The sequence below is a fragment of the Mycobacterium sp. SMC-4 genome, assembly GCF_025263265.1.
Lineage (GTDB): Bacteria > Actinomycetota > Actinomycetes > Mycobacteriales > Mycobacteriaceae > Mycobacterium.
In genome coordinates this window covers 1655352-1681216 of the sequence record NZ_CP079869.1, presented here as the reverse complement: position 1 = coordinate 1681216, position 25865 = coordinate 1655352, and the positions used below count along the sequence as shown (strand labels likewise).

The 25865-nt window shown below is 64.6% G+C and carries 41 protein-coding genes and 2 pseudogenes; 2 read left to right on the top strand and 41 right to left on the bottom strand.

The genetic code is table 11. The annotated features are described in order from the left end of the window. Positions 1–44: 44 nt before the first annotated feature. From KXD98_RS08125 to KXD98_RS08095, 7 genes are all read right to left on the bottom strand, one after another. Entirely contained in the window at positions 45–1271 is a 1227-nt protein-coding gene (locus KXD98_RS08125; RefSeq protein WP_260763132.1) for a phage major capsid protein, read from the bottom strand. Positions 1272–1419: 148 nt separating this feature from the next. Continuing rightward, entirely contained in the window at positions 1420–2100 is a 681-nt protein-coding gene (locus tag KXD98_RS08120; protein WP_260763130.1) for an HK97 family phage prohead protease, read from the bottom strand. Next, on the bottom strand, positions 2097–4199 hold the full coding sequence (locus KXD98_RS08115; RefSeq protein WP_260763128.1) for a phage portal protein: 2103 nt from the start codon (positions 4197–4199) through the stop codon (positions 2097–2099). Before KXD98_RS08115 ends, KXD98_RS08120 begins: the two co-directional genes overlap by 4 nt. A 38-nt stretch (positions 4200–4237) precedes the next feature. After that, a complete protein-coding gene (locus KXD98_RS08110; RefSeq protein WP_260763126.1) occupies positions 4238–4423 on the bottom strand; it encodes a ribbon-helix-helix domain-containing protein in 186 nt (61 codons plus the stop codon). Positions 4424–4601: 178 nt separating this feature from the next. Next, positions 4602–4874, bottom strand: coding sequence for a hypothetical protein (locus KXD98_RS08105; RefSeq protein WP_260763123.1), 273 nt, complete (start codon positions 4872–4874; stop codon positions 4602–4604). Further along, the gene (locus KXD98_RS08100) at positions 4874–5014 is read right to left on the bottom strand and encodes a hypothetical protein (RefSeq protein ID WP_260763121.1); all 141 of its coding nucleotides are present in this window, start codon (positions 5012–5014) and stop codon (positions 4874–4876) included. The genes KXD98_RS08105 and KXD98_RS08100 overlap by 1 nt, the downstream gene beginning before the upstream one ends. A 160-nt stretch (positions 5015–5174) precedes the next feature. Next, positions 5175–5333 (bottom strand): hypothetical protein, encoded by a 159-nt coding sequence (locus KXD98_RS08095; RefSeq protein ID WP_182878641.1) that lies wholly within the window; start codon positions 5331–5333, stop codon positions 5175–5177. 164 nt (positions 5334–5497) lie between these two features. On the opposite strand from KXD98_RS08095, the pseudogene KXD98_RS08090 reads away from it, so the two are divergent. Beyond that, positions 5498–6478, top strand: a pseudogene (locus KXD98_RS08090) (IS481 family transposase); the annotation flags it as partial. Between the two features lie 139 nt (positions 6479–6617). Here KXD98_RS08090 and KXD98_RS08085 read toward each other — a convergent pair. The 3 genes from KXD98_RS08085 to KXD98_RS08075 are packed head-to-tail and all read right to left on the bottom strand — an operon-like array spanning position 6618 to position 8582. Further along, positions 6618–6776 carry a hypothetical protein gene (locus KXD98_RS08085; protein WP_260763116.1) on the bottom strand — a complete coding sequence of 53 codons (159 nt, stop codon included), beginning with the start codon at positions 6774–6776 and terminating at the stop codon, positions 6618–6620. Further along, positions 6773–8149 carry a terminase gene (locus KXD98_RS08080; protein WP_260763113.1) on the bottom strand — a complete coding sequence of 459 codons (1377 nt, stop codon included), beginning with the start codon at positions 8147–8149 and terminating at the stop codon, positions 6773–6775. The genes KXD98_RS08085 and KXD98_RS08080 overlap by 4 nt, the downstream gene beginning before the upstream one ends. Positions 8150–8204: 55 nt before the next feature. Further along, complete coding sequence (locus KXD98_RS08075) at positions 8205–8582, bottom strand: hypothetical protein (protein WP_260763112.1); 378 nt, start codon at positions 8580–8582, stop codon at positions 8205–8207. 18 nt (positions 8583–8600) lie between these two features. On the opposite strand from KXD98_RS08075, the gene KXD98_RS08070 reads away from it, so the two are divergent. Further along, positions 8601–8894, top strand: a complete 294-nt coding sequence (locus KXD98_RS08070; protein ID WP_260763109.1) for a hypothetical protein — start codon at positions 8601–8603, stop codon at positions 8892–8894. Positions 8895–9061: 167 nt separating this feature from the next. On the opposite strand, the gene KXD98_RS08065 is transcribed toward KXD98_RS08070, so the two are convergent. The 31 genes and pseudogenes from KXD98_RS08065 to KXD98_RS07915 all read right to left on the bottom strand — a co-directional run bounded on the left by KXD98_RS08065 (position 9062) and on the right by KXD98_RS07915 (position 25814). Next, a complete protein-coding gene (locus KXD98_RS08065; RefSeq protein WP_260763108.1) occupies positions 9062–9553 on the bottom strand; it encodes an HNH endonuclease in 492 nt (163 codons plus the stop codon). 190 nt (positions 9554–9743) lie between these two features. Continuing rightward, complete coding sequence (locus KXD98_RS08060) at positions 9744–9932, bottom strand: hypothetical protein (protein ID WP_260763106.1); 189 nt, start codon at positions 9930–9932, stop codon at positions 9744–9746. Positions 9933–10511: 579 nt separating this feature from the next. Continuing rightward, positions 10512–10871 (bottom strand): hypothetical protein, encoded by a 360-nt coding sequence (locus KXD98_RS08055; protein WP_260763103.1) that lies wholly within the window; start codon positions 10869–10871, stop codon positions 10512–10514. Continuing rightward, positions 10868–11005, bottom strand: coding sequence for a hypothetical protein (locus KXD98_RS08050; RefSeq protein WP_260763101.1), 138 nt, complete (start codon positions 11003–11005; stop codon positions 10868–10870). Before KXD98_RS08050 ends, KXD98_RS08055 begins: the two co-directional genes overlap by 4 nt. 95 nt (positions 11006–11100) lie before the next feature. Next, complete coding sequence (locus tag KXD98_RS08045; protein WP_260763099.1) at positions 11101–11385, bottom strand: hypothetical protein; 285 nt, start codon at positions 11383–11385, stop codon at positions 11101–11103. Continuing rightward, complete coding sequence (locus tag KXD98_RS08040) at positions 11382–11753, bottom strand: hypothetical protein (RefSeq protein WP_260763096.1); 372 nt, start codon at positions 11751–11753, stop codon at positions 11382–11384. The genes KXD98_RS08045 and KXD98_RS08040 overlap by 4 nt, the downstream gene beginning before the upstream one ends. After that, complete coding sequence (locus KXD98_RS08035; RefSeq protein ID WP_260763094.1) at positions 11750–12055, bottom strand: hypothetical protein; 306 nt, start codon at positions 12053–12055, stop codon at positions 11750–11752. The genes KXD98_RS08040 and KXD98_RS08035 overlap by 4 nt, the downstream gene beginning before the upstream one ends. Then, positions 12052–12162: pseudogene (locus tag KXD98_RS08030) on the bottom strand (DUF3039 domain-containing protein); the annotation flags it as partial. The pseudogene KXD98_RS08030 and the gene KXD98_RS08035, both read right to left, overlap by 4 nt. Positions 12163–12252: 90 nt before the next feature. Further along, entirely contained in the window at positions 12253–13293 is a 1041-nt protein-coding gene (locus KXD98_RS08025; protein ID WP_260763092.1) for a hypothetical protein, read from the bottom strand. A 90-nt stretch (positions 13294–13383) separates the two neighbouring features. Continuing rightward, positions 13384–13593, bottom strand: coding sequence for a hypothetical protein (locus tag KXD98_RS08020; protein ID WP_260763089.1), 210 nt, complete (start codon positions 13591–13593; stop codon positions 13384–13386). After that, positions 13583–13855 (bottom strand): hypothetical protein, encoded by a 273-nt coding sequence (locus KXD98_RS08015; protein ID WP_260763087.1) that lies wholly within the window; start codon positions 13853–13855, stop codon positions 13583–13585. Before KXD98_RS08015 ends, KXD98_RS08020 begins: the two co-directional genes overlap by 11 nt. Beyond that, positions 13852–14043 (bottom strand): hypothetical protein, encoded by a 192-nt coding sequence (locus KXD98_RS08010; RefSeq protein WP_260763085.1) that lies wholly within the window; start codon positions 14041–14043, stop codon positions 13852–13854. The genes KXD98_RS08015 and KXD98_RS08010 overlap by 4 nt, the downstream gene beginning before the upstream one ends. Continuing rightward, positions 14034–14414: a helix-turn-helix transcriptional regulator gene (locus KXD98_RS08005; RefSeq protein WP_260763083.1), complete on the bottom strand. Its 381-nt coding sequence runs from the start codon at positions 14412–14414 to the stop codon at positions 14034–14036. The genes KXD98_RS08010 and KXD98_RS08005 overlap by 10 nt, the downstream gene beginning before the upstream one ends. After that, positions 14411–14821, bottom strand: a complete 411-nt coding sequence (locus KXD98_RS08000) for a hypothetical protein (protein WP_260763081.1) — start codon at positions 14819–14821, stop codon at positions 14411–14413. The genes KXD98_RS08005 and KXD98_RS08000 overlap by 4 nt, the downstream gene beginning before the upstream one ends. 204 nt (positions 14822–15025) lie before the next feature. Beyond that, complete coding sequence (locus KXD98_RS07995; RefSeq protein ID WP_260763079.1) at positions 15026–15268, bottom strand: hypothetical protein; 243 nt, start codon at positions 15266–15268, stop codon at positions 15026–15028. Next, positions 15265–15525: a hypothetical protein gene (locus tag KXD98_RS07990; RefSeq protein ID WP_260763077.1), complete on the bottom strand. Its 261-nt coding sequence runs from the start codon at positions 15523–15525 to the stop codon at positions 15265–15267. The genes KXD98_RS07995 and KXD98_RS07990 overlap by 4 nt, the downstream gene beginning before the upstream one ends. Next, a complete protein-coding gene (locus tag KXD98_RS07985; protein ID WP_260763075.1) occupies positions 15522–15887 on the bottom strand; it encodes a hypothetical protein in 366 nt (121 codons plus the stop codon). Before KXD98_RS07985 ends, KXD98_RS07990 begins: the two co-directional genes overlap by 4 nt. Beyond that, positions 15874–16110, bottom strand: coding sequence for a hypothetical protein (locus KXD98_RS07980; protein ID WP_260763073.1), 237 nt, complete (start codon positions 16108–16110; stop codon positions 15874–15876). The genes KXD98_RS07985 and KXD98_RS07980 overlap by 14 nt, the downstream gene beginning before the upstream one ends. Beyond that, positions 16110–16277: a hypothetical protein gene (locus tag KXD98_RS07975; RefSeq protein ID WP_260763070.1), complete on the bottom strand. Its 168-nt coding sequence runs from the start codon at positions 16275–16277 to the stop codon at positions 16110–16112. Before KXD98_RS07975 ends, KXD98_RS07980 begins: the two co-directional genes overlap by 1 nt. Next, positions 16270–16461: a hypothetical protein gene (locus tag KXD98_RS07970; protein WP_260763068.1), complete on the bottom strand. Its 192-nt coding sequence runs from the start codon at positions 16459–16461 to the stop codon at positions 16270–16272. The genes KXD98_RS07975 and KXD98_RS07970 overlap by 8 nt, the downstream gene beginning before the upstream one ends. After that, positions 16454–17275 carry a hypothetical protein gene (locus tag KXD98_RS07965; RefSeq protein WP_260763066.1) on the bottom strand — a complete coding sequence of 274 codons (822 nt, stop codon included), beginning with the start codon at positions 17273–17275 and terminating at the stop codon, positions 16454–16456. Before KXD98_RS07965 ends, KXD98_RS07970 begins: the two co-directional genes overlap by 8 nt. A gap of 135 nt (positions 17276–17410) precedes the next feature. Then, positions 17411–17671: a hypothetical protein gene (locus tag KXD98_RS07960; RefSeq protein ID WP_260763065.1), complete on the bottom strand. Its 261-nt coding sequence runs from the start codon at positions 17669–17671 to the stop codon at positions 17411–17413. Next, positions 17668–19392 carry a DEAD/DEAH box helicase gene (locus KXD98_RS07955; protein WP_260763063.1) on the bottom strand — a complete coding sequence of 575 codons (1725 nt, stop codon included), beginning with the start codon at positions 19390–19392 and terminating at the stop codon, positions 17668–17670. The genes KXD98_RS07960 and KXD98_RS07955 overlap by 4 nt, the downstream gene beginning before the upstream one ends. Then, on the bottom strand, positions 19389–19799 hold the full coding sequence (locus tag KXD98_RS07950; protein WP_260763061.1) for a hypothetical protein: 411 nt from the start codon (positions 19797–19799) through the stop codon (positions 19389–19391). The genes KXD98_RS07955 and KXD98_RS07950 overlap by 4 nt, the downstream gene beginning before the upstream one ends. Further along, on the bottom strand, positions 19799–20038 hold the full coding sequence (locus tag KXD98_RS07945) for a hypothetical protein (RefSeq protein WP_260763059.1): 240 nt from the start codon (positions 20036–20038) through the stop codon (positions 19799–19801). Before KXD98_RS07945 ends, KXD98_RS07950 begins: the two co-directional genes overlap by 1 nt. Continuing rightward, positions 20038–23634: a helicase-related protein gene (locus tag KXD98_RS07940; RefSeq protein WP_260763058.1), complete on the bottom strand. Its 3597-nt coding sequence runs from the start codon at positions 23632–23634 to the stop codon at positions 20038–20040. The genes KXD98_RS07945 and KXD98_RS07940 overlap by 1 nt, the downstream gene beginning before the upstream one ends. Beyond that, positions 23631–24485, bottom strand: coding sequence for a hypothetical protein (locus KXD98_RS07935; RefSeq protein ID WP_260763056.1), 855 nt, complete (start codon positions 24483–24485; stop codon positions 23631–23633). The genes KXD98_RS07940 and KXD98_RS07935 overlap by 4 nt, the downstream gene beginning before the upstream one ends. Continuing rightward, positions 24482–25129: a molecular chaperone DnaJ gene (locus tag KXD98_RS07930; protein ID WP_260763054.1), complete on the bottom strand. Its 648-nt coding sequence runs from the start codon at positions 25127–25129 to the stop codon at positions 24482–24484. The genes KXD98_RS07935 and KXD98_RS07930 overlap by 4 nt, the downstream gene beginning before the upstream one ends. Then, the gene (locus KXD98_RS07925; protein WP_260763052.1) at positions 25126–25416 is read right to left on the bottom strand and encodes a hypothetical protein; all 291 of its coding nucleotides are present in this window, start codon (positions 25414–25416) and stop codon (positions 25126–25128) included. Before KXD98_RS07925 ends, KXD98_RS07930 begins: the two co-directional genes overlap by 4 nt. Beyond that, on the bottom strand, positions 25417–25575 hold the full coding sequence (locus tag KXD98_RS07920; RefSeq protein ID WP_260763050.1) for a hypothetical protein: 159 nt from the start codon (positions 25573–25575) through the stop codon (positions 25417–25419). It abuts the gene before it with no gap. Further along, the gene (locus KXD98_RS07915; protein WP_260763048.1) at positions 25572–25814 is read right to left on the bottom strand and encodes a hypothetical protein; all 243 of its coding nucleotides are present in this window, start codon (positions 25812–25814) and stop codon (positions 25572–25574) included. The genes KXD98_RS07920 and KXD98_RS07915 overlap by 4 nt, the downstream gene beginning before the upstream one ends. Positions 25815–25865: the final 51 nt, after the last annotated feature.

Here is a 25865-nt window from a genome sequence, read left to right as displayed (position 1 = left end):
ACCGGAATGGGCCGCCGCACCAAGAACCAACGACGGATCTGTGGTCAGGTCGCCGGGTGCAGCAGGTACTTGACAGCGTTCGGGTCCAAGCCGACGGCGCCGGCGCGGACGATGCCGCGGAACGCCACCTGGTCGTTGCCGAACTTGTACTCGCTGGACCGTTCGAACCGCAGGCCGCCGGCGATGCGGACCTTCAGCGCCGACAGGTCACCGAAGAACATCGACTTGGCGTTCGCCGCGGGGGCGGCGATCTGCGGAACGATGTAGACCGGCTTGCCGACGAGCAGATCGGGGTCACCGGCGGTCAGCGCGGGCTGCCACACCGACTGGCCGTCCGAGCCCTTCAATGCGCGCACGATAGCCGCGGTCGGGTCGGACATGATCCACGATGCGCTGGTCCGGTACTCGGGGTACACCGAGTGGAACAGCTTGTAGATCAGGTCGGTTCCCTCCCCGACTGCCGTCTGGGCGCCGAGTGTGGTCAGCACCCCGGCCGGCGCGGTCACGCCTGCTGTGGTGAAGCTGGCGATCACCCCCGCCGCGGCGATCGCGGACACGCGCCGACCCAATTCGCGGCCGGCGTTTCGGGCGATGTAGCCCTCCAGGTCGAACGTCGCGTCCTGGATCAGCTCGGTCGGAACGTAGGAGATGAAGCCGTACTTCGCGACCGTGGACTCGACCGTGGTGATGGTCGACTCATCGTTGACGATCGGGTCATGCGGATCCAGCGCGTCGTCGTCGGTCTCCGCATGGGCGGTGGCCACCGGGAAGGGCAGCGCGTTGCCGTCGGCAGTGTTGATGATGTCGACGCCCGACTGAAGGATCTGCCCGACGTGCAGCGCGTACTCCCAGAGTTGCGAGGACACACTGTTCTTGCCGACGCCACCCGTGGCGGACATGTCGCGCTGCTCACCCTGCCCAGCCCGGCCGATCTGCCGAGACTGGGGCAGATCGAAAGTGTCGCCCGGGCGGGCGGAACGCGCCCACGTCACGAAGGTCGCGTCGCGCGGCTCCTCGTCGCCGTCCTCAGGAGTGCGGCCGGTGACGCTGCGGAACGACTCCTCCAGCTCGTTGGCGGCCTTCTCGCCGTTGTGGATAGCCGTGGCCCGCTCGTGGAGCTTGTTCGCCTCGGCGATCATCTGGTCGAACGAGGTCTGCTCCTCGGAGGTCAGATCTCGGTCCTCAGCCACACCGCGCTGGGCGATTTCCTGAGCGTCCTTGATCAGCTTGGCGCGGCGCTGCATCAGTTCGTTGGCAAGTGACTTTGCCATGATGGTTTTCCCCTTCTGGGATAGATGGATGTTGTTCTCTCGCAAATGTCCCGAGGGGTGTCGCCCTCCCGGCAGTATTCAGTTGTGCGCTTGCCGAGGGGTGTCGCCCTCCCGGCCAGGCGGGGGCAATCCCCGCCCCCAACTGTGATCAGAGCTTCAGATCGGGGTCCAGACTCATGACCCTGCCGAGCGCCAGATGCGGCGAACGGCGCTGCGGCGCGGACTGCTTGTCGTTGCGCTTGAAGAAGCGGATCAGATCGTCGCCCTCGGCGAGCTTTCGCACCTCTTCGAGAGGAGCGTCGAACTTCTTGGCCAGGGAACGTAACCCCGCCTCGGCGTACCGGAGTCCGGTGTCGGTGTCGAGGTAAGCGGGAGTGTTTACCGGCGCCACATCGATCAGACGGCCGGCGATCAGGGTCCGCAGCGGGAATCCTTGGTCGGTGACGCCCCAGTCGTCTTCGAGAGCGACGAACGCGAACGATGACTTGTTGACGTCGCCACGACCGACCAGCTCGTAGACATCGGCGCGAGACGAGGGCAGGTCCACGTCGTAGACCAAACCCACGTTGTCGATGCTCAACCGGAGAGTGCCGGCCCGCGAGGTGCCGAGCAGCGACATGTCGTCGTGGTTGTACCGGGCGATGACGTCGGGCCAGCCGTCACCGCGGGAACCGTTGAAGAAACGGGGGTCGATCTGCTCGACGAAGCCGCCGAGATTCTGGCTCATCCGGTTGAACTTCGCGGCATAACCGCCGATCGTCATCTTGTCGTTCGAGCCGGCGCGGACTTCCACCCGAACCGACGTGAACCGCCGCTCTGCGTCGGTCATGGCTTGTTCCCTTCTTCCCTGTTGACAGGCCCCGCCATCGGCGAGGGCACATTGTGGAAATCACCGCCGTCGACGGGCGGCTCGTCTTCCAGCGCGCGTGCCTCGTTGACGGACTTCCGGCCGTCCTTGATCTGCGCGCCCAGAACCTCGGTGCGGGTCTTGATGTCAATGCGAATCGTGGCGTCGATGTTCAGCTTCACGAACTGCGGCCCCGGCAGCATGCGGTCGATCGTCTTCTCGACCCGTACGATGTACGGGCGCATGTTCGCTGCCCGGTTGATCTGCCGATGCTCCTCATTGGAGTTGCCGGTGAAGTACGTCGTACCGTCGCGCCGCGCAAACCAAGTCCCGTTCGATGTCGTTGGGCACCAGACCGGTCCGGCAATCGTGCCAGTCGCGATGTACCGACCATGCGCTTTGGGGGCTCGCAAGGCCGAGCCGGTCACCGCGATCAGCCACATCCCCGACTTTTGCTGACGGATAACACCAGAGCGCCCCGTCAGGTTGCAGGCGACCTGGAAGGCTTCCACGCGACGTCGATCCTTCTGCGCAAACATCGGCGTCCCGTTGCTATTAACGCTCCCATCGGCATCAATCGAGGTCTGGATGAACAACTCCAGCTGAGATCGCGTCAGCGACGCGAGGAACTCGACTGTCGGCACCTTTTCCGGCGCCAACTCCCTGAGAACTTCGGCTCCCATCTTGTTGATGCGGAAATGCGTCACCCGATCGGAAGCGTCCTCTACCCAGGCTGGCCGGGATCGTACGTACTTTTCCTCACAGCAAGGGCCAAATACTTCGGTCAGACATGCCCGGATGCGGGCGCAATTCTGCGGATTGACCGCGTGAGACTGAGCAATGCTGATCTCGCCGTAACGGCCGACCCAACCTTCCGTGTAGTGCCACGCGACCAGTTCCACGAGAGCATCCGACCACTTCTGCTCCGCTGGCCCATTCACGACGGGAGCAGCAGCCAGGATCCGATCCGCGGATGTCATGCCGTCGGTCGTCCTCCAGCGCATCCGGCCCTGCCGGATCGTCGGCCACCGATGATCAGGTGTCGTCACCGACGAGTGCGCGCCACTACGCAGTTTCAGGACCTGATGCGGTCCGTCGAACACGTTGACAGTCTCGATCGGCTGCCATTCTCCGAGTTGAGTTTCCGTGTTTAGGGTCAGGCAAATGTCCCCCGCTACGACCTCATCCCACCGGCGCCAGCCACGATCGGTCAGGATCTCCGTCTCGGTATCGGCGCAGTAGGTCAGCGAGTTCGCCGCCTCGCCGCCGATCTCGGTCGCATCGATGCCGTAGATCGCCGCGGTTTGGTTCGCTGACAGCTTCAGCGTCTCAATGAAGTGCTGGTGGTTCGGCGGGATCGTGATCGCCGTGTAGTCCCAGTCCCGGCCTGTGACGAACGGCTCACCCTTGCTCAGCGACCTGACCAGTCGACTCTTGACCTCGGCAGCCTGCTTGGCGTCGAGCACCTTCTCACTGTTCTTCAGCACACTCGGTGGGATTCCGCCGCCACGCTTCATATCGGCGTACTCCTGGGCCGACATGCCAGCCGAGATCATCGAGGCGAAGTGCTCGATCGGCGAGAGCCCGATCTTCTTCCCCGGCGGGACGATCCACGGGATGTGAACGATCCGAGATGACGGCACCTGCTGCCCGAACACATACCACTGCTTGGTGATCTCGCTGTAGGCCCAATCAGAGTCGCTCAGCCACGACACCGCCGTCGGATACCCGAGCCCGTCGACGCGCCGAATCCAGCCGACCGCATTCCCGTAGGCCGCCAGCCCGTAGAACGCCTGACCGAGCCACGCAACAGTCCCCGGCTCCCCCTCGGCGTCGAGGCCGGAAATCAGCTGCGGCGGCGTGATCCGCCTACGCGTGCCATCGTCGGATCTCCGGTACGCGCTGATCGGAAGCGTCGATCCGAAGTCGACGATGTGACGCAGCGCGGCGAACACCGGCGCCAAATAGGTCGCCGTCTCAGGGTTGACGACATGCGACGTGGCCGCAGTCGACGGCATGTCGCCGACGCCGAACCAGTGCTGCATGACCCGCTCCTCGGAGCGGCGGAAGAACAGGCTCACGTCGTCACTGCCCTAGTTGTGTTGTTCCATGAGGTTGGTTACACGTCCCCACGCTGAGCGCGCTTCCTGCGGCCGGCTTTGACGTATCGCTCCAGCGCCTTGCGGACGACATCAGAGACCGACTGGCCTTCGTCGGCGGCGAGCTGTTGGGCTTCCCGGTAGAGGTCTTCGGGTATACGGAAGGACTTGAGTGGTGTGCGGGGCGCATTCGGCATAGGTGTCATTACACCACCTCCGGCTCATTGGCCTCACGTCCGTCGAGGCTGTGATGCGTGATGACCCATCCACACGCCCCGTCCGCATCGAAAACAGGCTCAGAAGTGGGGCCGCACGGACAGTCGCCGCCGTCGGTGTCGTGCTCGATGAGGTCGTTATTCGGATAGACGTGCACCGTCTGCGGCATTACTGGCCCCGCTGTTCAGTGAAGTCGAACCACGCCTCGCTGCGACTCTCCACGTTCTCGTCGAGCAGGGCGAGCGCGACGGTGATGCGTTCCCTAATGCCGTCGTCCATGAACAACTCCAGTTGGCGTCGAGCTGCTCGCATGTTCCGCTCGTCGTCCTCCAACCGCTGCTGCCGTTCGGCGATGACGGCATACGCACTACGGAGCTTGTCGCGCAAATCCTGTTTTTCCGCCACCAACTGATTGCAGTCCTGGCACACCGGCTCTACCATCACGCCTCCCAATGAGCGCGGCCACGCTCCCAGAAAATCTGGACACTCATCTCGTCCGTGAAGACTTCAGGGCTGTCGATGGCCTGCACCAACTCATCAAGAGCGGCGAATAGCTCGTCCCTGGTTGTGATCCGATCCATCAGAAGTTCCCGTAGCAGGTGACGGCGACGTGCATGTTCGCCTCGGCGGATGAATGTGCCCAATCCTCGGGCTTGTATGTAGCGATTACGTGCGATTCGGGGCATAGAACTACGACCTTGCCGCACAGGTTGGTGATGCTCGGCAGGCCGGTGTGGGGGCTCATTTGTCACCGTCAACAGACGGGTCGAAGTTTTCATCGGCGATGGCTGTGATCCGGTCCGACCAGTCGCTCATGCCGTCCAGGCTGCGGAGAAAGTCGCTCACGTCCAGTAGGAACGAATAGGTGTCGTGACGGTCGTTCGGGTGGCTGCGTGTCATAACACCCAGGGTAGCACGGTGTAATGACACCGGCAAGATCTTTTCGCGGTTATCAACAGGGCAGTAGTTATCCCCAAATGTGCTCGTATCAATGCGAGCAAAGCGTTACGTGTCATAACACCCAGCTAGCCTGCTGTCATGACATCGACGCGGGCCTCACGGCTGTGAGCGGGCATCCCAATGCCCCGCTCACACCGGCTGGTCGTCGGCGGTTGTGTGAGCGGGTTGACCAGGGCAGGCCGATCGCTCACGTGGCTGCTGAGGCGGGGATCTCGCGTCGTTGTCTGGCGAAGTGGTACGCCCGCTGGGAGGCCGAGGGGCCTGACGGTTTGGCGGATCGCTCGTCTGCCCCGACAACCTTGCCAGACAGGACCGCCCCCATGATCGAAGACCTCGTAGAACAGCTGCGCCGAGAGACCAAGTTCGGTGCCGCCCGCCTCGCTGCCGTGCTCAAAGCCGACCACGGCATCGTCGTAGCACCCGTCACCGTGCACCGGATCATGGTCCGGCGCGGCATCAACCGTGTGGCCGACCTGGACCCGCCGACCGGCGACCAGATGCGCGCCGTCCTGCGATATGAGCACGACGCCCCCGGCGCGATGGTGCATGTCGATGTGAAGAAGCTGGGCAAGATCCCTACCGGTGGCGGCTGGCGCATCCACGGCGTCGGTAGCGACGAGCACCGGGCCTCCAAGCGCAAGGGCGCTGGCACCGGTCGCGTCGGCTACACCTACCTGCACACCGCGATTGACGACCACTCCCGGCTGGCGTACACCGAGTGCCTGGAAGACGAGAAGGGCACCACTGCGGCGGACTTCTGGCTCCGCGCCGTGACGTTCTTCGCCGAGCATGGCATCGAGCACATCGTGCGCTGTCTGACTGACAACGGGTCGTGCTACCGCTCCCGCGCATGGGCAGCGGCACTCGAAGCCACCGGGACCACGCACAAGCGGACCCGGCCGTACACGCCGCGCACCAACGGGAAGGTGGAGAGGTTCAACGGCACCCTGGCTCGCGAGTGGGCCTATGTCCGCGAGTACGACTCAGAAGCGGCGCGCCGGGCCGCGCTGGTCGACTTCCTGAACCACTACAACTATCACCGCCCGCACGCCTCGCTGGGCCACAAGCCGCCCGCCAGCCGGGTACCGCTGGACACCTACCGACTGACCGCAGAGGGGATCACCGACGTGGAACTACCGAAGCGCCCCAACGAACAGCTGGACCTGTTCGACGACGAGTAGCCGTGTCACCAATGTCATGGAATGGCACACCTAGTCGACGGACTCACTCGGTACCGCCGCGCTGAGCAGACCAACTCGCGAACAGGGCTCCAGCGGCGACCGGCAGCAGAGCGGCCGGCGGCCACACAAACCACGCGAACACGGCCAGGCAGACGACGCCGACCAGGTCGAGCACTGTCGTCACCACCGCCCCAGCCTTCATAGGATCGACTCCAAGATCTCGTAGTTCGGGTCGTACTTGAGCCCCCACAGATAGAAAGCGGCCGAGCACGCCACGAGGGGGGAATCGTCGACCTTCGGATCCCGGCGGTCCCACTGCTCCGATTCGCCGGAGAATCGAGTCTTCGCGTTCTCCACCGCGATGTTCAGGACAGGCTGTCCGACGTGGATCACAGTGCTGTCTTTGATTCCCTCTTGAAACGCCGCACAAGATGCGCCTAGATCGCTGCGAGTCAGCACTGAAAATTCGACGTCAGCCTTCACTAGTTCTGGCTGTAGCGCCTTGGCCTGATCTCCTGCGAGTGCCAATTCAACGATGTCGCGTTTGTCCATCAACTCGGCGAGGACCCCCGCCACCTGCGACAGGCCCTGCAAGGACTGGCACATCACCAACGTTTTGCCACCAACGTCGCCGGCCGCGGCGATGCAGGACCACTTGCGGTCCTGCGATACGGCAACTACCAGAACAGCCCGCTCTGGCTGTTCAACTTCGGAGCTGCCCAGCGTCAACCAGTGCGCGTAGTCGATCACCGACATACCCAGCGCCGGCCAAATTCCCAACGCCTCACGACGCCAGGAGTCCTCGTCGGGAAGGTTTTCCCGCAGACGTAGCATTGACTCCAGCGGCGTACGATGCGGAAACGACACATTTGCCTTGCGCCACTGCGTCTGGTCGTCCGAATCAGCATCCGGGTCCGCCGCGAGTTCGACGTACATCTGATCGCCGGCGGTCACAATACTCTCGCCCTCTGGAATGAGCTTGAGTGCTTTGTTCCGCTTAACGGTGAACATTTCACCGTCATCGATCGGCCGTGGCGGCGTACCCATATAGAAGATCAGGCCACCGTGTGGATGCTTCGCCTGATTCGCTGCCGGCACCATGTCCTCAAGCGCCCTGATGGACAGGATCTGTGCCTCATCGAACACTTCGCCGTCGATCGCATCGAGGCCGCGGCCGAACCCTTGCTCCCGGGCTCCGAACTGAATCAGAGACCCGTTGCGGAAAGCGATTTCCTGCTCACCGTTGGTAGCTCGAATGCCTTGATTGGTGGTCGGTGCCAGATGCTCGACGATCCCTTTGCGCTTCACCATCGCCGACATCGAGCGGAAGGTGTTTGTGGTCGTCCTGTTGTGGTGCGACGTCCAGATCCATTTCGACCCCGGAAACTCCAGACATAGACCGAGGACGATCCCGCCGACGGTGTACGTCTTGCCCACCTGGCGTGGGATCGAAATGACAACCCCGCCCACGGTGACGGCGTACTTGCCGTTGGCGCGACATCCCAGCGCCGCCATTGCCAGACCCTGCTGCCACGGATCGAAGAACGCGCCTGCGGCATTCAGGCGCTTCTGCACCCGCGGCCACACCGATGTCTCGATCCCCTCAGGGATAACGAGACGGCGCGCTACCTCAGATAACCGAGGCGTCGAAGGCGTCATCGACGGCATCGTTCAGAAGCGGATGGTCCGGCGCGATCTCTCGCAGCGCGGACTCGAGCAGTTGCGCTCGTTCGCCGTCATCTCCGCGGGAATCGATCGACTCGATCTCCTTCGCGATGTCTTGCAGCCGGCGCGTCAGCGCGGCGAGGTCGCGCGGCGGGCAGCCCGGATCAGAGACCGTTGTGGCGATGCGTTCCCGCATAGCAACGAGCAGCTCGCGGTGCGATCCCGACCTTGCGGCAGTGGTGACGGACTTGGGGCGGCGCCTGGTCTGAGCTGCTGTTTCGCCTGGTTGGACGGCTCGCAGCCCCGTCTTACCAGCCATCCCCAACAGCACCTCCTTGTCCAAGTTCCGATGATGCGCGAAATGTACAGTGCTGCAACAGGTTTCATGAGTCGAAATACGTTGCGGCACAACACATTAAGACGCAGCGTCGCCGGTTTGGTGGTGGAAAAAAACGGCGGGGAGATATTCCTGACTGTGACCGGGGGTCAGGGCGTGGTGGCTCAAAAAAATGGCCCTGACCTGCGGTTATGCTTCGGTGGTGTCGAAGAACTTGAGGGCCGGCGCGACGACGACTGGTGGGGCGGCTGGTCGGCTTCGCCTTCGGCTCGGTGCGGCGCGGTTGCATTTACGATGCTCGGGGTGGCGTGGCAGTGATCGGTCGTGGTCTTGGTGGCCGAGGTCCCAGGGTTCTCGCGGGTCGATCGGGTTGCCGCAGCGTCGACAGTTGACGCCGCCTGCTCTGACCTTGGGGGTCCATGATGCGCGTTCGGCTTGGTGTTTCCCGCCGTATCCGCGTGCGCTGGTGGATCCTTTGCTTGGCATCAGCCGACCAGTGCGAGTTGGTCGCCGGCGCCGCGGTTGTTCTTCGACTGGTTGCACTTGGTGTGTGCCAGTTGCACGTTGTGCAGTGCGTGCTCGCCACCCTTGCTGAGGGGGACGATGTGGTCGATGCTGGGGCGGCGCGGCCCGGTGCTTCCGAGTGGGGTGACCTTGCGGTGGGGGAAGAGGCAGTTCGGTATTCGGCACTGGCCGCCGTCGCGCTCGATGAGGTAGCTCAGTAGCACTTTCTTGTTGCCGAGGCCGAGCTTGTTGGCGCGCCTCGCGTGGGCTTCGGCGAGGCTGCGGGCACGGAACTCGGGGTTCGCCGCGTACTTGTTGCGGGTCCATTCGGCAACGGCTTTGCGTCGGCACTCTCTGCTGCAGGTCTTGGCTGTGCTGTTGCGGGTGCAGAACGGTTTACCGCATGCGACGCAGTCGGGGAATCGGACCGCGGACGCGGTCTTGCTGGCGCGGCCGAGGTTGCGGTCCCACATTGCGCAGCTCTTGGTGCAGAACCGCTGCTTAGGCAGGACTGGGATGAAGCTTTGGGTGCAGTGCCCGCACTTGCGTGGCTCGGCGGGCCTGCGTTGAAGCGCGTACTTGCATGCCCGGCTGCACGCTCTGCGTTCCTTCCGCGCCACGAACGTGCTCCCGCATGCTGCGCAGGACTTGCTGGGCATCCGGTCAGTGGTTGGGCAGTGGTGGCCGCGCGCCGGCGATGCCGGCTGTGAGTCGGCCGACGACAGTGACGAGGTTGTCGGTGATCTGTGGTAGGCCGTCGTTGATGCCGAATGCGCGGCGGGCCGCGCCCTTGGATGCGAAGGCTCCGGACTGCACGAGCTGATCGATGGTGTTGTCGTCTGGTGCGGTCACGGTGCGAGCTCCCTTGCAACGAGGGAAGCCCGCCGTAACCTGGGGGTGTTTTCCCTGGTCGGCGGGCTTGGGATCGTGGTCCGGGCGCGCGTAGTCAGCAGCTCCGAACCGGGTTCAACTGTACACCAGGATGCTTACACGCATGTCATTTAGTCGGGAATGTCGACCTGTGTGGCCGCGCATGTCTTATCTTCGCTTGCGGACCGCCCCAGCGAAGCGGCTCATGACTTGATTTAGGAACAGTAGTGATACTCCGTCGTCCAACGACGGCTGTCCTGCTACCAACTCACGTATCCCCTGGACGCTCTTGTGTCCGATTTGCAGGCGTTGATCGCAAACTTTGCAGGTGTATACGAGGCCACCGTGTTCAGTGGTTGTTAGGTCGGCTACGTAGCGTTCATGTGCGGCTGTAGTGCGGGAACCTTCGCAGTACACGTTCATCTTGTTGAGGTCGGCCTGCGCTTTCCTGGCGAGCGCTTCAGGTGTAGAGCCTGGGTCGGGCGGTATATCTCGGATGTCTGTCATAGCCACATCTTTCCCCCACTAGTTGTTGCATGTCCCTACTACTGTGCCAGGGCCTCATCTTTGGCCCCACCGGTGCCCGCAGCGGACGCAGACACGCACAACCTCGCTATCTCGGTGGATGCTGTGCACGCCAGCAGCGGCAGCAAGAGAATCGCTGATCTCATCAGCCATCCGCAAGACTCTGCTTGCCGGGGTGTCGTCGTAGACCGGTTCCTGGCGGGGTTGTTCGAGCCAGTGCACCGCCACGGCCCCGCAGTCGGGGCAGTCCGTGGTGGCGGTGAACGGCTCGCCGTCGCGGGCCGCTCGGCGGTCTCGGTCATCGGCTGGCGTCATGCGCGGCCACCGGTCGGTCGGTGGAGCGGCGATGAATACCGCGTCGAGTGCGTGCGTGGCCAGACGGTGCGGCCATCTCATGGTCGTCTGCTGGTGAGGTGGTAGTGGTCGCCGCACAGGTAGGGCTTGAGGATGCGTTTGTCGGCGATCCACTGCTTCTCCGCGGCGGTCTGCGCCGCCTTGAGTGACCGGTACTTGACTTTGTCGGGGCGCATACAGGTTGCCCGTGGAAGGTCGCGTAGTGCTTCGCGCAAGCTCGGCGCCTTGGCCTGTTGGACGCCCCCGGTTCGTGGCTTCGCTCGGCGTCCACTCACGGGCGAATCTCTGCGCCTTTGAGAGGGATGAGGCGTTCGTTCCAGACGCCAAGAATGACCGAGGTGTCCTCGTGGCCATCCCATGAGGACATCTCGATACCGCGGTCCATGGCGATCGAGAATCGGCAGTCGCGCAGGTCGATGCCGGATTCCTTGCACTCGCGGGAGTGCAGGATGTACACGGTCTGCTCCGATGAGACGGCTCGACCGTAGTGAACGGTTCGGTGGCGGGGAACGCCGACGATCCGTTCTATGTCCTCAGCAGGAACAAGGTCGCTCATGGTGTCTCCTGTGGCCAGGTGTCGTAGAGTTGCCCATCGCTTCCCTCGGCGCGGTGCCAACCGTCGTGCCCGGGTTCCTCCCCGCAGGCGTAGCCGTCCGGTGATTCGGCCAAGCAGTGCGTTTCAGCGGCGATACCGGCCAGGGTGGTGATGTCGCTTGTCACCGGTGGCGGTTCGTGGACGACCTTCATCCACGGGAATCGGTTGTCCACCCAGCCGTAGACGCGTTGGCCGCCCGGCAGCTCAAGGTTCACGAATGGCTGCTCGTCGCGCTTGAACTCGACGGTTCCGGTGATCTGCTCCCCAGCGGGGACATAGCCGAGGATGCGTGCCAGGCGGTCTAGCAGGCTGTGTTTCCGGAAAGTCACTTCTTTTTCCTGACGGCCGTCTCGATTGCGTTACGGACCAGGCGGGCCCGCGTTTCAGCGGCGCGTGTCTGGTCCCGGTCGCACGTCTCGTAGGCGGCGACGATGGCCGGCGCCGCGGCTACCGCGGCAGCCATCACTGCCCTGAGTTTCTCGGCGGCGAGTGCGTCCGTGGTGAAGTGGCCCGTGTTGTGAGAGGTGCTGACATACACGTTCCCGCTGGGCACCAGCACCGCGACTTCCACGTAGCGACCGTCGCGACCGTCGCCAGTCCCGACACGGCCGACCGTCACCCGCGCGTTCATTTCTTGAGATTCTGGTAGATGCGTTCGCAGTCCGGGCACACCGGTGAACCCGGCTTGGCCGAGCGAGTCACCGGAAACACCTCGCCGCACAGTGCGACGACGCGGGTTTGCCGTTGACCTTCTCGACGCGGTACTTGCTGTACAGGCCGCGTTCGGTGTCTGGATCGGTACTCACTGGTTGGTTCCTTCCTGTGGGTTTAGGCGGAGACTGTGGATCTCTTGCCGTCTGTCATGAACTTTCGGAGGTCGATGAGCCGGTAGACGGGTTTGTCGCCGGGGCTGTTGCGGAGGGCGTGCCACTCCCCGACCGCTTCGCCGGGGCGGCGGTAGCCGCGCGGATGCAAACGTTGCAGGACTGGTGGGTCGCCGATCTTCTTGCCGCGGTGGCACCACGTTTTGAACGTGTCGACGGAGACGGGTCGTTCGAGGACTTCGACGAGGGCGAGTATTTCGTGGCGGGTGAGGTGCCATTCGTCGACGTCGTTCCACAGGCGGTCGATCAGGTCGTCGACGCGGTGGGTTTCCTTGCATTGCGGGCAGATGACCTCCGTGGCGGCGCGGTCCGCGGTGAGGGGTGTGGCGCACAGAGTGCGGCCGTGTTCGGTCTCCACGGGGGTGGGGCAGGGCCCGCACACCCGCTCAGGGGCTTCAGGGGGGTTGATGATCTTCTCCGCGCGGCGGACGAATGCCCGCACCCGGTGGTGAAAGTGGCCGGCGTCCGGATCGAGGGCGATCTTCGGGACGTTCTGGGCGAGGAAATGCGCGTAGCCGGTGGTGGTTTTCCACTGCAGGGTGATCCTGTGCGCTTTGGCGATGCCCTTCGCCCAGGAGCCGAGGGAGTAGTTCATCTCGGTGAGGAGCCAGGACGCGGCGGTGTTCACTCCACCCGACGCCAGGGCGCGGTTGAGGGCGAGATACTCGCGGCGGTCCCTGGACTTGTCGAGGCTGCAGACGCATTCGCCGTCTTCCGGGCATTCGCATCCGGCGAGCGGGTCGATGTGCGATGCGAGGGTGTCGTCACCGTTCAGGGTGTCGGGTTCGCGGTGGGTGCGGCGGGCTTGTTCGCCGCGGCGTGCCTGACCGACCGCGTAGCCGCGCAGGTACTCCAGCAGGCCGGCCAGCTTGCGGGTGCGGTCGACGAGGCGCACCTCGGTCAGGTCTTCGTCGATCTCGACGGTTTGCAGGATCTGGTCGGTGACCGAGCCGCACGACACGAGCGACGTCAGCAGGTCCCGCAAATCCGATATGCACCTTCCGCACAAGAACAGGTCCGATGGGGCGGAGCAGGATTCGCACTTCTGGTTCGTCACAAGCAAGCTCCTCGGTGGTCAGGTGAAGCAGTCGCCACACAGCGGTAGGCCGTCGGTGGCCAGCGGGTCGGGTTCCGGTGTTGGGTCGGGGCAGTCGGCGTGCACGTACACAGCGAATGTGTCGGAGCCGACGTCGATCTTGCGGATCCGGTCCCCCACCCTGATCCGGTCCGGGCAAGTGCGGCAGTCGCCCTCGAAGCGCGCTGTGAACGTGCTGTTAGTCCTCATCGCCGTAGTCCTCCCAGTCCTCCCACCAGTCCTCCCACCACCAGTCGGCGTACAGGCCGATCTCGTCGTCGCGGGGCACTGCCGTGAACGGCCCCGTCAGGTAGACCGTTAGTCCGTACGGACGCCACTCTCCACGCCCAGCGTCTGACCATTCGCACCAGATTTCGCCGACCCACCTGAACTGGCATCCCGTGCTGTCGAGCCACTCATGTTCACGCAGTTCCGGGTCGGTGAAAGTGAGCTCCGAGACGGTCGCGTTCATATGTATCTCGCCTGCAGGGCTTGGAGCAGCTCTCGCTGCTGCGCAGAGTCGAGCTCGACGCACGGGTGATCGGTATCGGATGGTGAGCCGCGGCGGACGACGGCGATGACGACGCCCGATCCGGCGTAGTGCAGTTCAAGTTTGTCGCCCCACGTATCGGTCCACTGGCGGTCCGGTTTCATGGCCATGACGGCAACCTCCCGAGCATGGTGAAAGTGTGGTCCGTGTGTTCGGCTGCGTGCCGTTCGAGGAGCTCGGCGGCGCAGTCCTCACACGTCTGGTCCCAGTGCTTCGGCTCGCCGTCGTCGCGGCAGGTGTCGCAGATGATCCGTAGCCGCACCGGGCGGGGCTGTTCCGGCCGTGGTTTCGGGGTGGCGGTGATCTCGGCGCCCACCGCTTCCGCGTACCGCTGCAGTGTGTCCAGGCGTGGGCAAGTGTTACGGGTTTCGAAATGCCCGATGCTGGAACGGGTCACGCCCATCCGTTCCGCCAACGCCTCCTGCGACAGGCCGGCCCGGTAGCGCATCGACACCAACGTCGACACCAGATCGGCGCTCACCGCTGCGCCCAATCGGGGTGCCAGAGCAGCAGCGCGTCGAGTTTCACTTCGCCGGGATCGAGGCCGAAATCGTTCTCGTACGCGCCTCCCTCGCTGTCGAGTGGATGCCACTTCGGGCTGTCATGGAACACGCCCCACGGGTCTCGGCGCAGCACCGCCCCGTCCCGGTCCAGGATCACCGATCGGTGCGGCAGCGCGTCGAGCTGGGCCACTGAGCGGATGCTGCAGGCTTCACGCCACACCTGTTCGGCGTGCTCGGCGACCAGCTTGGTTGATGTTTTGGCGGTATTGCGGAGGTCGGTGGTCCACTCGCACCCGGCGCAACGCACCACCCACGGCAGGTCCGTGGTCCGACTCCATCGGTGGGTGGCGATGACATCCGCCAGTGATGGGGCTAGGTCAGGCATGGGCGACTCCGTTGCGTGTGGTGGCGTATTCGGTGCAGGGGCATGGGGTTACGGTGCGGCCGATGTGGTCGTAGTCGCCGGTCTCGTAGTTCGGCTGCCCGCTGCTGGAGGGCGGCCCAGACACCGTTTTCGCGATGCAGGGGCCTGTTCCATGCGTGTGGCAGGGATGCCCGCACCAAACGCACGGTTCGAGGTCGGGGGCGGTCACGGCTGCGCCAGCTTCTTGATGGCCACGCAGAGCATGTCTGTCATCGCGTCTAGTCCATTTGGCCAGGTGCGGGCCGCGTCGTCGAGGTCCTTAGCCAAGCAGGTCATCACCATGGTTTCGCTGTTGCCGGCGGTGATTAATGCGCGATATCGCTGCACTAGGGCATCGACTGTGGTCTCGCACGCTGCGACACGTTGATCAAACCGGGCAACAGCGTGCGGGGGCGGTGGATTCATCATGACTGCTCCGTTCGGGCGAGCCGCTGAACAGCGATTGCAAGCAGGGCCGCGAGGGTTTTCACCGTGCCGGCCTTCATGTAGTGGCGGTAATGCCAGCCGCGCAAACCCCTCGTCCCGTCGTGGCGGCGGTAGTCGGCGACCAGGGCGTCGAGAGTCGACTCGATGCGCGGCCAGCTCGCCTCCTCGACGGCCTGCTCGGTGTCGCGGTTCTGCCGCCTGGCACGCATGATGCTCAACTCGTCCGGACCGTCACTCATGAGCGCATGCTGATCTCGACGAACGGGCCACGCCCGGTTGGGTCTTGGCGCCGCCGCTCGGAGCGGTTGTCGAAGCTGGCCCAAGCCTGGTCGTCTTCGCGCCATCGCCAGCAGATCCCGTCCATTCCGATCCACTGCCGGTCTCTGTGGGGCACTCCGAGAGACTTGACGACCTCGATGCCGTCGAGTCCGCTCCTGAGTGGTGGAGGCGCAGGAACGGTCGCCCCGTGGCGCGCCAGCGTCTCGGCGATCGACACCAGTGCATGCGCTATCGCGGCCAGATAGTCCGGGGCCGCCAGTTCCTGCCTCGCACGGGTGGTTGTGCCCGCCGCAGCTCTCGGGGACCTCTCAGGGCCTGTCATCGTGTTCTCCTTCGCGGGTGCGGGCCACGCACGGGATCGCGCGCGGAATTGGGTCAGGTCGGATGTCGTCGGTGGGCTGGGTGCAGAACTCGCCCACGGCAGCGCCGCACCCGACCGGGGGGTGCGGGCAGGGCCGGTCCAGGGCCCCTGTGTCGGCGTAGGCTTCGATGACCGGGCCCCGCCCGCGGCGGTGTGATCCGGGCCCGGTCGGGTAGGTGGGCATCAGTCGAACCTCGAGCTGTAGCGGTCGACCAGCTCTGCTTGGGACTTGTCGGTCCACTCGAATCCGCCGTCACGGTCAGGCCAGGCCCGGTAGTGCTTGCCGTCGTGGCCAGCGTCGAGCTCACACCGGCCACCACCGAACGCGTGACGATCGCACTGCTCAGCCATGATTGGCCTCCTGGTAGACGTCGCACGACGGAATGTGCAGGTAGGTGATCGGGTCCAAGTTCAGCCCGTTGTCGATTCCCGGCCTCGGAGCTATGAACGGCGCCCCAGCGCGCTTCCGCGCCTCGATGTAGAACTGGCCCTCGGTGATCCGGAGTCGGCACCGCTCGCACTTGATGTCAGCCATGGGCCACCGCCGGGTGTGTGCACTTGACTGCACGATCGTCGTAGCGCCAGCCCTCTTCGTCGCACTCACGGCAGGCGTCGATCGCTGCCTGTAGGGCGCTGGCCACGGCGGCGCGTTTGTCGCGTTGGCGTTCCAGCTCGTCGGCTGCGTGCTCTTCGTCCCAGAGTCGGCGGCGCATGCAGGCGCGGCAATTCTCGTCGGCGTCGGTTTCGTGTTTGGAGCAGTTCGGGCGCGCGCGCTGCACACCAACAGAACCAACTACGGAAGGTGACACTAGGACTGGGACTAGTACTTGACTGTCCCCGTCCCGACGGGGTTCCGACGGGGTACCTGGTTGAGACGTGGTCTCGACGGGGTTTCCACCCGGTCCAGACGGGGTTGGGACCGGGTCTATTTCGTCGGCGAGTTCGGTCGCGTCTTTTCGCTTCAGCCGCCGCAACTCCATGGCCAGCTCGTGCCGGATCTTCTCCGACGCCACCATCCGGGCGTTCTTCGGAACCGACAGCCACGAGTTGCGGTTCTTCACGCTCACCAGGCGGACATACGACCGGATGAACAGTTCGTCGGTGTCGTAGTCGACGAACAGGAAGCGTCGATCTTCGAGAGCGGCGAAGTCCTCCTTGAGCTGCTCGACTGTCAATTCGTCGCAGCCTTTGGCGAGCAGGTCCAGGTGGAAGGTCATGACTCCGGCGGTGTCCAGGTCCTTACCTGAAAGCACCTGGCAGAACGTGCATTGCGCGAGGCGAGGCACCTTCTGGAATTCTTTGTCCTTCCGCCAGAGTCCCTCGTTGATGAGTGCGCCTGCGTTGGCCACTACGCTGTGTCCTTCCTGGCTTCAGCCTCCGGGCAGTCCGGGTGATGAAACTGGGTCGGTGGGTGCCAACCACAGCTGGTGCACCGGCCGAGGGCCGCGAGTTCCTTCGGGGTGAACAGCAGCCGGATACGCGGATCAGTCATCGCCCACCAACGCGGGGAAGCTGGAGACGCCGCCCGGAGGGGCGAGCATCACGACGCCGCGCTCCGCCTCCGGCGCGCTGGGGAACCGGATGGTGATGTTTGGGATGACCAGGGTGCCGTCGCCGAGAACCGTCCAGGCACCGATCTTGCCGACGGGCTCCTGGTCCAGGCGGTCCTTGATGTCGGCGACACGGATGCTGAACTGCTTGGCGCGGTGCGCACCCCGGTAGAAGAATCGCGACAAGGCCTTCATGCTGACTTCTCCGTCCGCTCGATCAGCGCAGCGGCCAACCGTTTGATGTGCTGGTGTGATTGCGCCGGTGTGGCGGTGGCGACGGTGCCGACTTCCGGTTCGATGAGCCGGTCGGACTCCATCCGTTTGATGTTCAGGGTGTCCAAGATGACCGGGTCGGAGCCGTCGTTGGTGACGCAGAAGTAGGCCAGCACACCATGTTTCTGTCCGGGTCGGCCGAGCCGGCCGATGGCCTGCCGGTGCACGCCTGGTGACCAGTCCAGCTCACCGAACACGAGGGTGGAGCACACGTCCTGCAACCCGTCGAGACCGGCTCCGGAGCGCAGCGACATGATCAGGACACGGGAATCGCCTTTGGTGAACCGTTCGAACGCTTCGGCTTTCTGCTTCGGCGATTCGGTGCCGCTGTACAGGACGGGGCGGTGCTCCCGCAGCCGCTCCATCCAGATGCTGTAAACGTCGCGATGCCAACCAAACAGCAGCACCTTGTCCTGTGATTCGAGCAGCAGTCGCACGAAGTCAGCGACGAACGGCGCCTTCGACACGCCGGTGGCTTGGCGGAGCCGCCAGTCCAGTTCCCCAGCGGACTGCCACTTCTGGCTGTTGGTGGCGTCCTGCGACAGGATCAAGCGTGCCATCTCCACGGCGTTGCCCGACAGTTCGCTGAGGCGTTTCTGGTCTGAGGGGACTTGCTGTTCGATCGTCTCGATCGCGGGGAGTTCGATGCCGACGTCCTCGCGGGTGCGGCGCAGGAACAGGCCCTGCGACTTCAAATGCGCCCGCAACGCTTCGGGGTTGCGGACCCGCACCTTCCCGTTGTGGTCGTTACTCCACCCGCCCGCCCACTCACGAAGGAACTCCTCCCTGGTGCCCAAACAACCCGGGCGCAGGATGTTCATGACGGAGTACATTTCGCCGCCGAAGTTGTAGATCGGTGTGGCCGACAGCCCGGCTGTGACAGCGCCTTTCGAGATCAACGCTTGAGCGCCCTCGTACTTGAGGGACTCGGCGCGGCGCAGTTCCTGGATCTCGTCGAAGATGACGGTGTTGACGTGATCGGCCAGGACCGGTCCCCACGCCCACAGTTTCGCGTAGTTCAGGAGAATCAGGTCGACGTCGAGCTGCCCATCGGACAGGAGGCGGGGTAGTTCCTTCTCCACCTTGGTGGAGCGGACCTCGTGGCCGCGCAACGTCGGGTAGAACTTGCGTAACTCCCGCAGCCACTGCCCACCCAACCCGGTGAGGGTGACCGCCACACCGGGCCGGCGGGCGGGGTTTTCGAGCAACGCCAGCGACATCAGTGTTTTGCCGAGGCCGAGTTCGTCGACGACGAGGGTGGAGCCGGTGGCGTGGACGAGGTCGGTGGCGGTGCGCTGGTAGTCGCGCAGCGGCAGAGCGGATTCGATCCACTCCTGCCCGCGGGGTGTGCGGGTACCGGCCAGCACACCTTGGACGAGTTCCTCCCGCGCCGCCGCGGCTGCCGCACGCTGAGCGAGGAGGGCGCGGGCCTCGTCGGTCATGACGAATTCCCAGCGGTGCAGAATCCATTCGAGTTCCTGCGCCATCTCCTCGGTGTCGGAGACGAACAGGGCTGCCGCTGAATGCTTCACGCCGGGGATCAGCCGTTTGAGCCGGATCATGATGTCCGGCTCGGCGATGATCCTCCACGCCCGGCGGGTGCCGGTGCTGCCGTAGTCGATGGTGCCTGCGACCCGCTTCACAGCGCCACCGACCCAACGAACACCGACACGACAGGCTTGCCGTGAATCACGGCGGGAATGGCCGGGACGAGGGACCGGCGCCCGGAGGCGAACACGATCGCGTCCACCGATTCGTGCTCGGCGTAGCGGCCGAGCTGGCGGATCACCACCGCGCGTGGAGCTTTCACCTTCACCTCGACTGCGACGGTGAACTCCCCGACGGTGACGAGGAAGTCGGGCCGGTCACGGCGGGACAGAGGTTTCTCCCGGTCCGTGAAAAACCTCTCCGACAGCACGTCACGCATCGCGGCCTGCAGATCCGCCTCCGACAGCCACCGGTAGGTGTGAGCGGCCAGCCAGTCCGCCAGGACCCGCGCGGCGTCCGCCGGCGACGTCGCCTCCCCGTGATGCGTGATCGGTAGGGACATCAGCGCACCACGCCGCTGAGCCGAAGTGCGTCGAGCGCGGCGTGCAGCATGGCTGGCCACGGATCGCCGTAGGTGTGGGTAAACGTGACATGGCGGCGCTGGGCTGCGCCGTCCAGTTCGACCCACTCGAACGTCGCCTCATAGGTGTTCACATTGGAGGGGTGGCTGGCGCCCTCCAATCGGTGGATCGTGACCTGCCCGACCTGGCGGTCATTGAGATGCACGTCGAATGAGATCATCAGGCGACCACCTCAGAGTCGATGTCGAACAGGCTGGGCATGTCGCGGCGGTGTTCCTCGGCCTGCAGGTACTTGACGCCGTCGAGGAAGTAGCCGGGGTTCAGTTCGACTGCACGGCCGCGGCGGCCGAGCTTCAGTGCCCGGACGGGCACAGTCATCAGCCCGCCGAACGGGTCGAACACCAACTCGCCGGGGTTGGAGAAGCGGTTGATGAGCCGGTCAACGATGTCGAACTGCAGGGGACAGTTCTTCACGACCATCCCGTCGGCGTGGTACGACTCATCCTCCGCCACACGCAGATTCCAAGTCTCAACCTCGCCGACTGGTTCGGCGCTCCGGACGCGCATCCAGGCGCCGTCGTCGAGAACGTGGGGGTGCTTGCGTCGAGACTCGTCCGGCAAGTCGAAGGACAGGCCCCATTCCTGGCGCATTCGGACCTGGCGGCCGAGGATCGTGCCGTCGCGATCCGGGCGCCCGGGGTAGACGCTTGCCACTGCGCCGTGCACACGTTGCGCGAGGTATGCGACGCCGAGCATCAGCTCCCTGGACACGCTGCTGGCCATCCACCTGCGCCGGTCCGGCCGATAGTGTCCGTCACCGGAGAGGTAGCCGTCGAGGATGGCGGCCGCTTCGGCGGCGGGGAGTGTGTAGGCCTCCTGCGGCAGGTGCTTGTTGGCAGCGCCGTGCCCGCAGGTCTTCAGGATGTTGCGGAGCGCACGATCTGGGTCGTGGAGTTGAACTTGGCGCGCGGCGCCGCTGCTCGTCGGGCGGAACGTCCTGCCAACGAATGGTCCGAGGCGGGCCGATAGGTCGTCGACCTCGTGTGCCCCGCAGGAGAGGATCACGCAGCCGCGGGCGTCGATGTGGCCGTCAGCGAGCCATCGGCCGACGGTCCACCAGACGCGTCGGTCAGACGTCGACGGATGTTCCTCGGGTGCGAGCTTCTTGTTGACATAGGCACCTACTGTCTGCGCCGCTTCAGCCCAGTCTGGGTTCACCTTTCGCAGGTAGTCCGATTCACGCGCGTATGCCCTGGGATCTCGGGTCCAGACCTTGTGATCAGGCGTCATGACAGCGTGAGGAACACCATGGGCGCGCAGGTTGACGACCGGCCTAACACCGGTGTTCTGCACAGCCAGCACGGGACGCCAGCGGCCTCTGTGGGTCAGCACAAGCTCACCGGTGCCGACCTGCTGGATCGGTTTGTACCCGCCCCTCGTCAGCACCAGTGAGTCGCGGGCAAGGCACACGTGCATCTGTTGTGCGCGTTGGGATTGGGTGGTGTTCAGGGTGAGCATGCGGTTGATGTCGTGCCACACCTCCGGTGACCACGACCCGGGCGCCAAGCTCATGAACGTGGCCGGTAGGGCGCCGCGGCCGTCGAGATGCTCCCCGATCCGGACGTGGGATTCGTAGTCGTACACCTCGCGCAGCGTCTGCTCGGTGAAGATGCGTGACAGCTGATCGGCGGGCAGCTGGGCGAGCTCGTCGGTGGTCAGCAGCCGGTTACCGGAGGACCGCCAGAACGCGTGCGCGTCGATCTGCCACCGGGCCCGCGTGTAGATCGCTTTGTCCTTCGTGACCGGGGTGTCGGCGTAGCCCTTAGACCGGTCGCTCTGCGGCTTGTGGAACAGCAGAATGTACTCCGGAGAGCCGACACCCATCTTGGTGGCGTCCTTGCACTGCTCCGACCATCCCAGCCGGTAGGTCTGGTTGTTCTCCCGTACGACGTCAGTGACGACGGTGATCATGCCGAGGTAGTCGAATCCGTGCTCTTGGGCGTGGAAGATCGCCTCGGCGTGGAAGGGTGACACGGTGGGGACGCCGGCGCCGGTGACGTTGCCGAACAGGATTCGGTCCTTGACGTGGCAGCAGTAGATGCGCCCGGGTTTGAGGATCCGCAGCAGTTGCGGGCTGAGGTAGTCCATCTGACGCCAGAAGTGGTCGTTGTTGTCGGTGTGCCCGAAGTCTTCGACGGCGGGTGTGTACTCGTAGTGGTTGGCGAACGGGATGCTGGTGACGATCAGGTCTACCGAATCGCCTTCCATGTCGCGGGTTTCGGGGACACAGTCGTTGTTGGCGGCCAGCCACCCGTCCCCCGACGCTTCGATTCGTTCAACACCGATGGACCGCTTCAACACGTCGACGACGTCGGCGGGCCGCAGCCCAACCTCTTTCACGATCTCGGTCATTCGATGGTTCAACTCCTTGTGCTGGGTCCACTTGTCCCGCAGAGCACGCACGACTTCACGTTCCGATTCGGCATGGATGATGTGGGTGCGGCAGGTGCGGGTCTGCCCGTACCGCTGGATGCGGTGCTGGCTTTGAATGAAGTCGTGAAATTTGTACGAGACGCCCAGGTAGATCGCCTTATTGCACTGCTGCAGGTTCATGCCTTGGCCGAGCATGACCGGCTTGCCGATCAACGCTACGGTCTCGCGGTCACGCCACATCTCGAGGCGTCGCTCGCATTCCTCGATCGAAAGTGAACCGTGGATCGAGGAGTAACTGATCCCGAGGTCGTCTAGCTTGCGCTCGACTGCTCGTTGTTCGTCGTTGAGTTCAACCCAGATGATGATCTGATCAAGTAGTCCAGGGCCTTTCGCAACAGATCCGGGTTGTCGTCGGCACGCTTCGCATCCCGCGCATACGCTCTGGCCTTCGCCTTGCGCGTCTCCTCGTCGGGCATAAGCCAGGATTATCCGTTCCATCTCCGACACTCGACTGGACAAGCTGTCACGTTTCTCGCGAGCGACGTCTTTCACGCCGAGCGCGCCGCCACGGTAAAGGAACCCCTGCCCATCACGATCAGACGGAGTGTCTGAATGGTCGACGTCGACCTCGTGATACTCGATGGCCATGTCCGGCAGCTCGTAGCCCTCGTCGGAGTAGCCAAGATCGCTCGGCCGGTTGAGGAACACAGCCCACGTCGACAGCCAATGGTGGAACTCCTCAGCCTTGTGCGGATACAGGGTGAGGTTGTTGGCCTTCGTCGAATCGCGCTGGAACCAGCGGGTCAGCGCGGCGCCGGTGTCCATCACGCCGAGGAATCCTGCGTAGTGGATCAGCTCCTTGTACCGGTTCGGTGACGGCGTGGCGGTGGCGACATACCGGTAGGGCACGCGTGAGAACAGCTGCAGGAACGTCTGGTAGGTCTTCGACCCGTAGGACCGCAGTACTCCGGCTTCGTCGAGGCTGACCGCGGCGAACAGGTTGGGGTCGAGCTTTCCGTCACGGATCGTCTCGTAGTTCGTGATGTAGACGCCGGTGTCGCTCAGCTCGCTGGGGGACCTGACGAACTTCGTGTTCATGCCGATTGCTTCGGCGTCGCGGCGGAACTCGCCGCGCACCCCGAGTGGGCAGACGATCAGGCCGCGCGCGCCGCGGAACTGGATCGACTGGCGGATGATCTCCAACTGCATGCGGGTCTTGCCGAGGCCGAACTGCGCGAAAACGGCACGCCGGCCGCCCTGCACCGCCCACGTGACAATGTCTCGTTGGTGGGGCTTCAGGCTCGAATGCAGCGCCCCAGCCGCGTGGCCGTATGCACGGTCGAACTGCACCTTGCGAGTGAGAAACTCCGAATAGGTGGTCACGACGCCACCGACTGTCGAGAACGCTCTTCACGCGCCAACGCGCGAAGCTCAGGGCTGACTGATCGTCCGTGCCGATCCAGCCGCCGCTCCAATGACGACAGCTTGATGCCGAGCCGTCTCGCTATCTGCCAGTCAGGCAGTCGCAACTCGTCGCGAAGCTCGCTGTAGGTTTCCAGGAAGGGCACCCCGGCAGCGGGCACATGTGCCGGCGTCGCGGCGGGGTGGTCGATGGTGTCTTCGTCCCACGCCAGGGGAACCGGCCACCCGTTGGCTGTGCCGCGGTTACGTGCCCGCTGGGACCGGCCAGGTGTGGTTTGAAGCTGGCTGAAGAGCTTCTCGACAGCGCGCGCGGTGACTGCCAGAACGCTGTCCCTGCGTCCGGTCAGGATCGCGCTGAGGGTCGTCGTTGTGAGGCTGAGCCGCTGCGCTAGGTCTTCCCCGGTGTAGCCGAACGCCACAAGCGCTTGTAGGCGCCGGCGGGTGCCCAGCGCGCCGACGGGCTGGTGATCGGCGGCCGCAGCGTGAGGGACGGTCGCCGGCTGGACTGCCAGCAGCTTCTCAGCGTTGGCCGCCGACATCCGTTGAAGCGCTTTGCCTTTGCGTCCGGCGTACAGCTGGGTCACCGCCTTGCGCGTGACGTCCGCCGCCGAGGCGATGTAGCGCACCGTCAGCCCCGAACCCATGAGCATCGCGACGTGCTGCCGCACGGGCTCGGCGTCAACGAACTCGCTGACGAATCGACCGTAAGCGTGCTGGCGGGTGTGCCACGCCATATAGCAGGCTGGGCACATACCCCGTCGAGGCGTGCAGGCCTTCGGCTTCTGGCAACGATTGCAGATGAACTCGGTCATGCCAGCTTCCCTGCTGCCCGCAGCACACCGGCTGCTGCCTCGACGAGGTTCCAGCGTGTGCGGTCGCCGCCGTTGTGATCAGGGTGGGTGACCCGGGCGGCGCGGCGGTACGCCTGCTGCACCGTGCCGATGTCCAGGCCAGCACCCTCCTCGCCGGCTAGGGAGCGGAGGAACTGCTCGGCGTCGTCGACGGTGAACGCCCGAACCGAGCTCTTCTCAGGGAGGGCCTGCCAGCCGCGGTACTGCTGACCGGTGTTGGTGGTGCCGTACCGGTCCATCTTGCGCAGCGCCTCAAGCGTGAGCGCAATAGCGCGCAGGTTGTCCCTCCAGTCGGTGAAGGTGTCGCACGGGAACGACATGGCCGGCTTGTTGCGCGGCTCAATGTTCAGGATGACGCCGGGGTGCTCCGGGTAGGAGTTCGCCCGCGGCATCCCATCGATCCGGAAGTCGCGTTCCCGCAGGGCGAGCTGCAGCACTGACGGCGGGTAGTGCCGGTCCTTCGGGTCGAGTTGACGCAGCTCTCGGTCGAGCAGCTCGATCGTGGAGGTGAACGTCGACCGGAACGGTGCGTCGCGCCGCGAGCGGGTGAACTCTGTCGGCCAGCCGTCGAGGGGCCGCAGCGTCATGCCGGGTGGATAGTTCATCGATGCGACCCCTGCGAGCACGCGCACCTGAGTCGGCAGTTACCGGACTTGCTGTGGTGCTTCCAGCCGTGCGGGCACTCGGTGCACTGGCCGCGGGGCCGCGACCGCGGCATGACCGGTGTCCGGACACCCCTGCCCTTACGGGGGTCGCGGTAGAAGCTGCCAGTCCGGGGCGTGTCGGCAGCCAAACCGACCAGCACGTTGGGCAACATCGGCCGGCGACGTTCCTGGCGCTGGGCGGCCTTCGTTTCGTCCCAGGATTTCTGCTTGGCGGTGAGATTCGTCATTTACATTCCGTGCTTTCTGAGGATGTGGAGGACCGCGTCGACGGAGACGAGCGGCGGAAGGATCTGCTTGGTGCCGTTGAATGCCTTGTAGGAGGCGATGCGGTCGTTGCACAGGGTGCGCAGCTCGACCGCGGCGGCGGGCATGTCGGGTTGTGTCACGCCACACCACCGGCCGGGGTGGGGATGCGGTAGGTGTCGCCGAGGTCGTCCAGCAGCACCCAACGCCCGCGGTACAAGACGGGCACCTCTGCTGGTGAGTTCCAGGGACGTACGTGGAAGCCTTCGTCGGCAGCAGCGTTGGGGTTGTGCTCAACCCATCCGTGACATCCGAGTGTTCCGTGACCGCACAACATCACGCAGTTCTGCGGAGTCCACGGTCCCCCCTGGGACCGCTTCACACGATGGTGCAGTGTGAGCCTGCCAGGGTGCCCGCAACGTTCGCAGAGTCC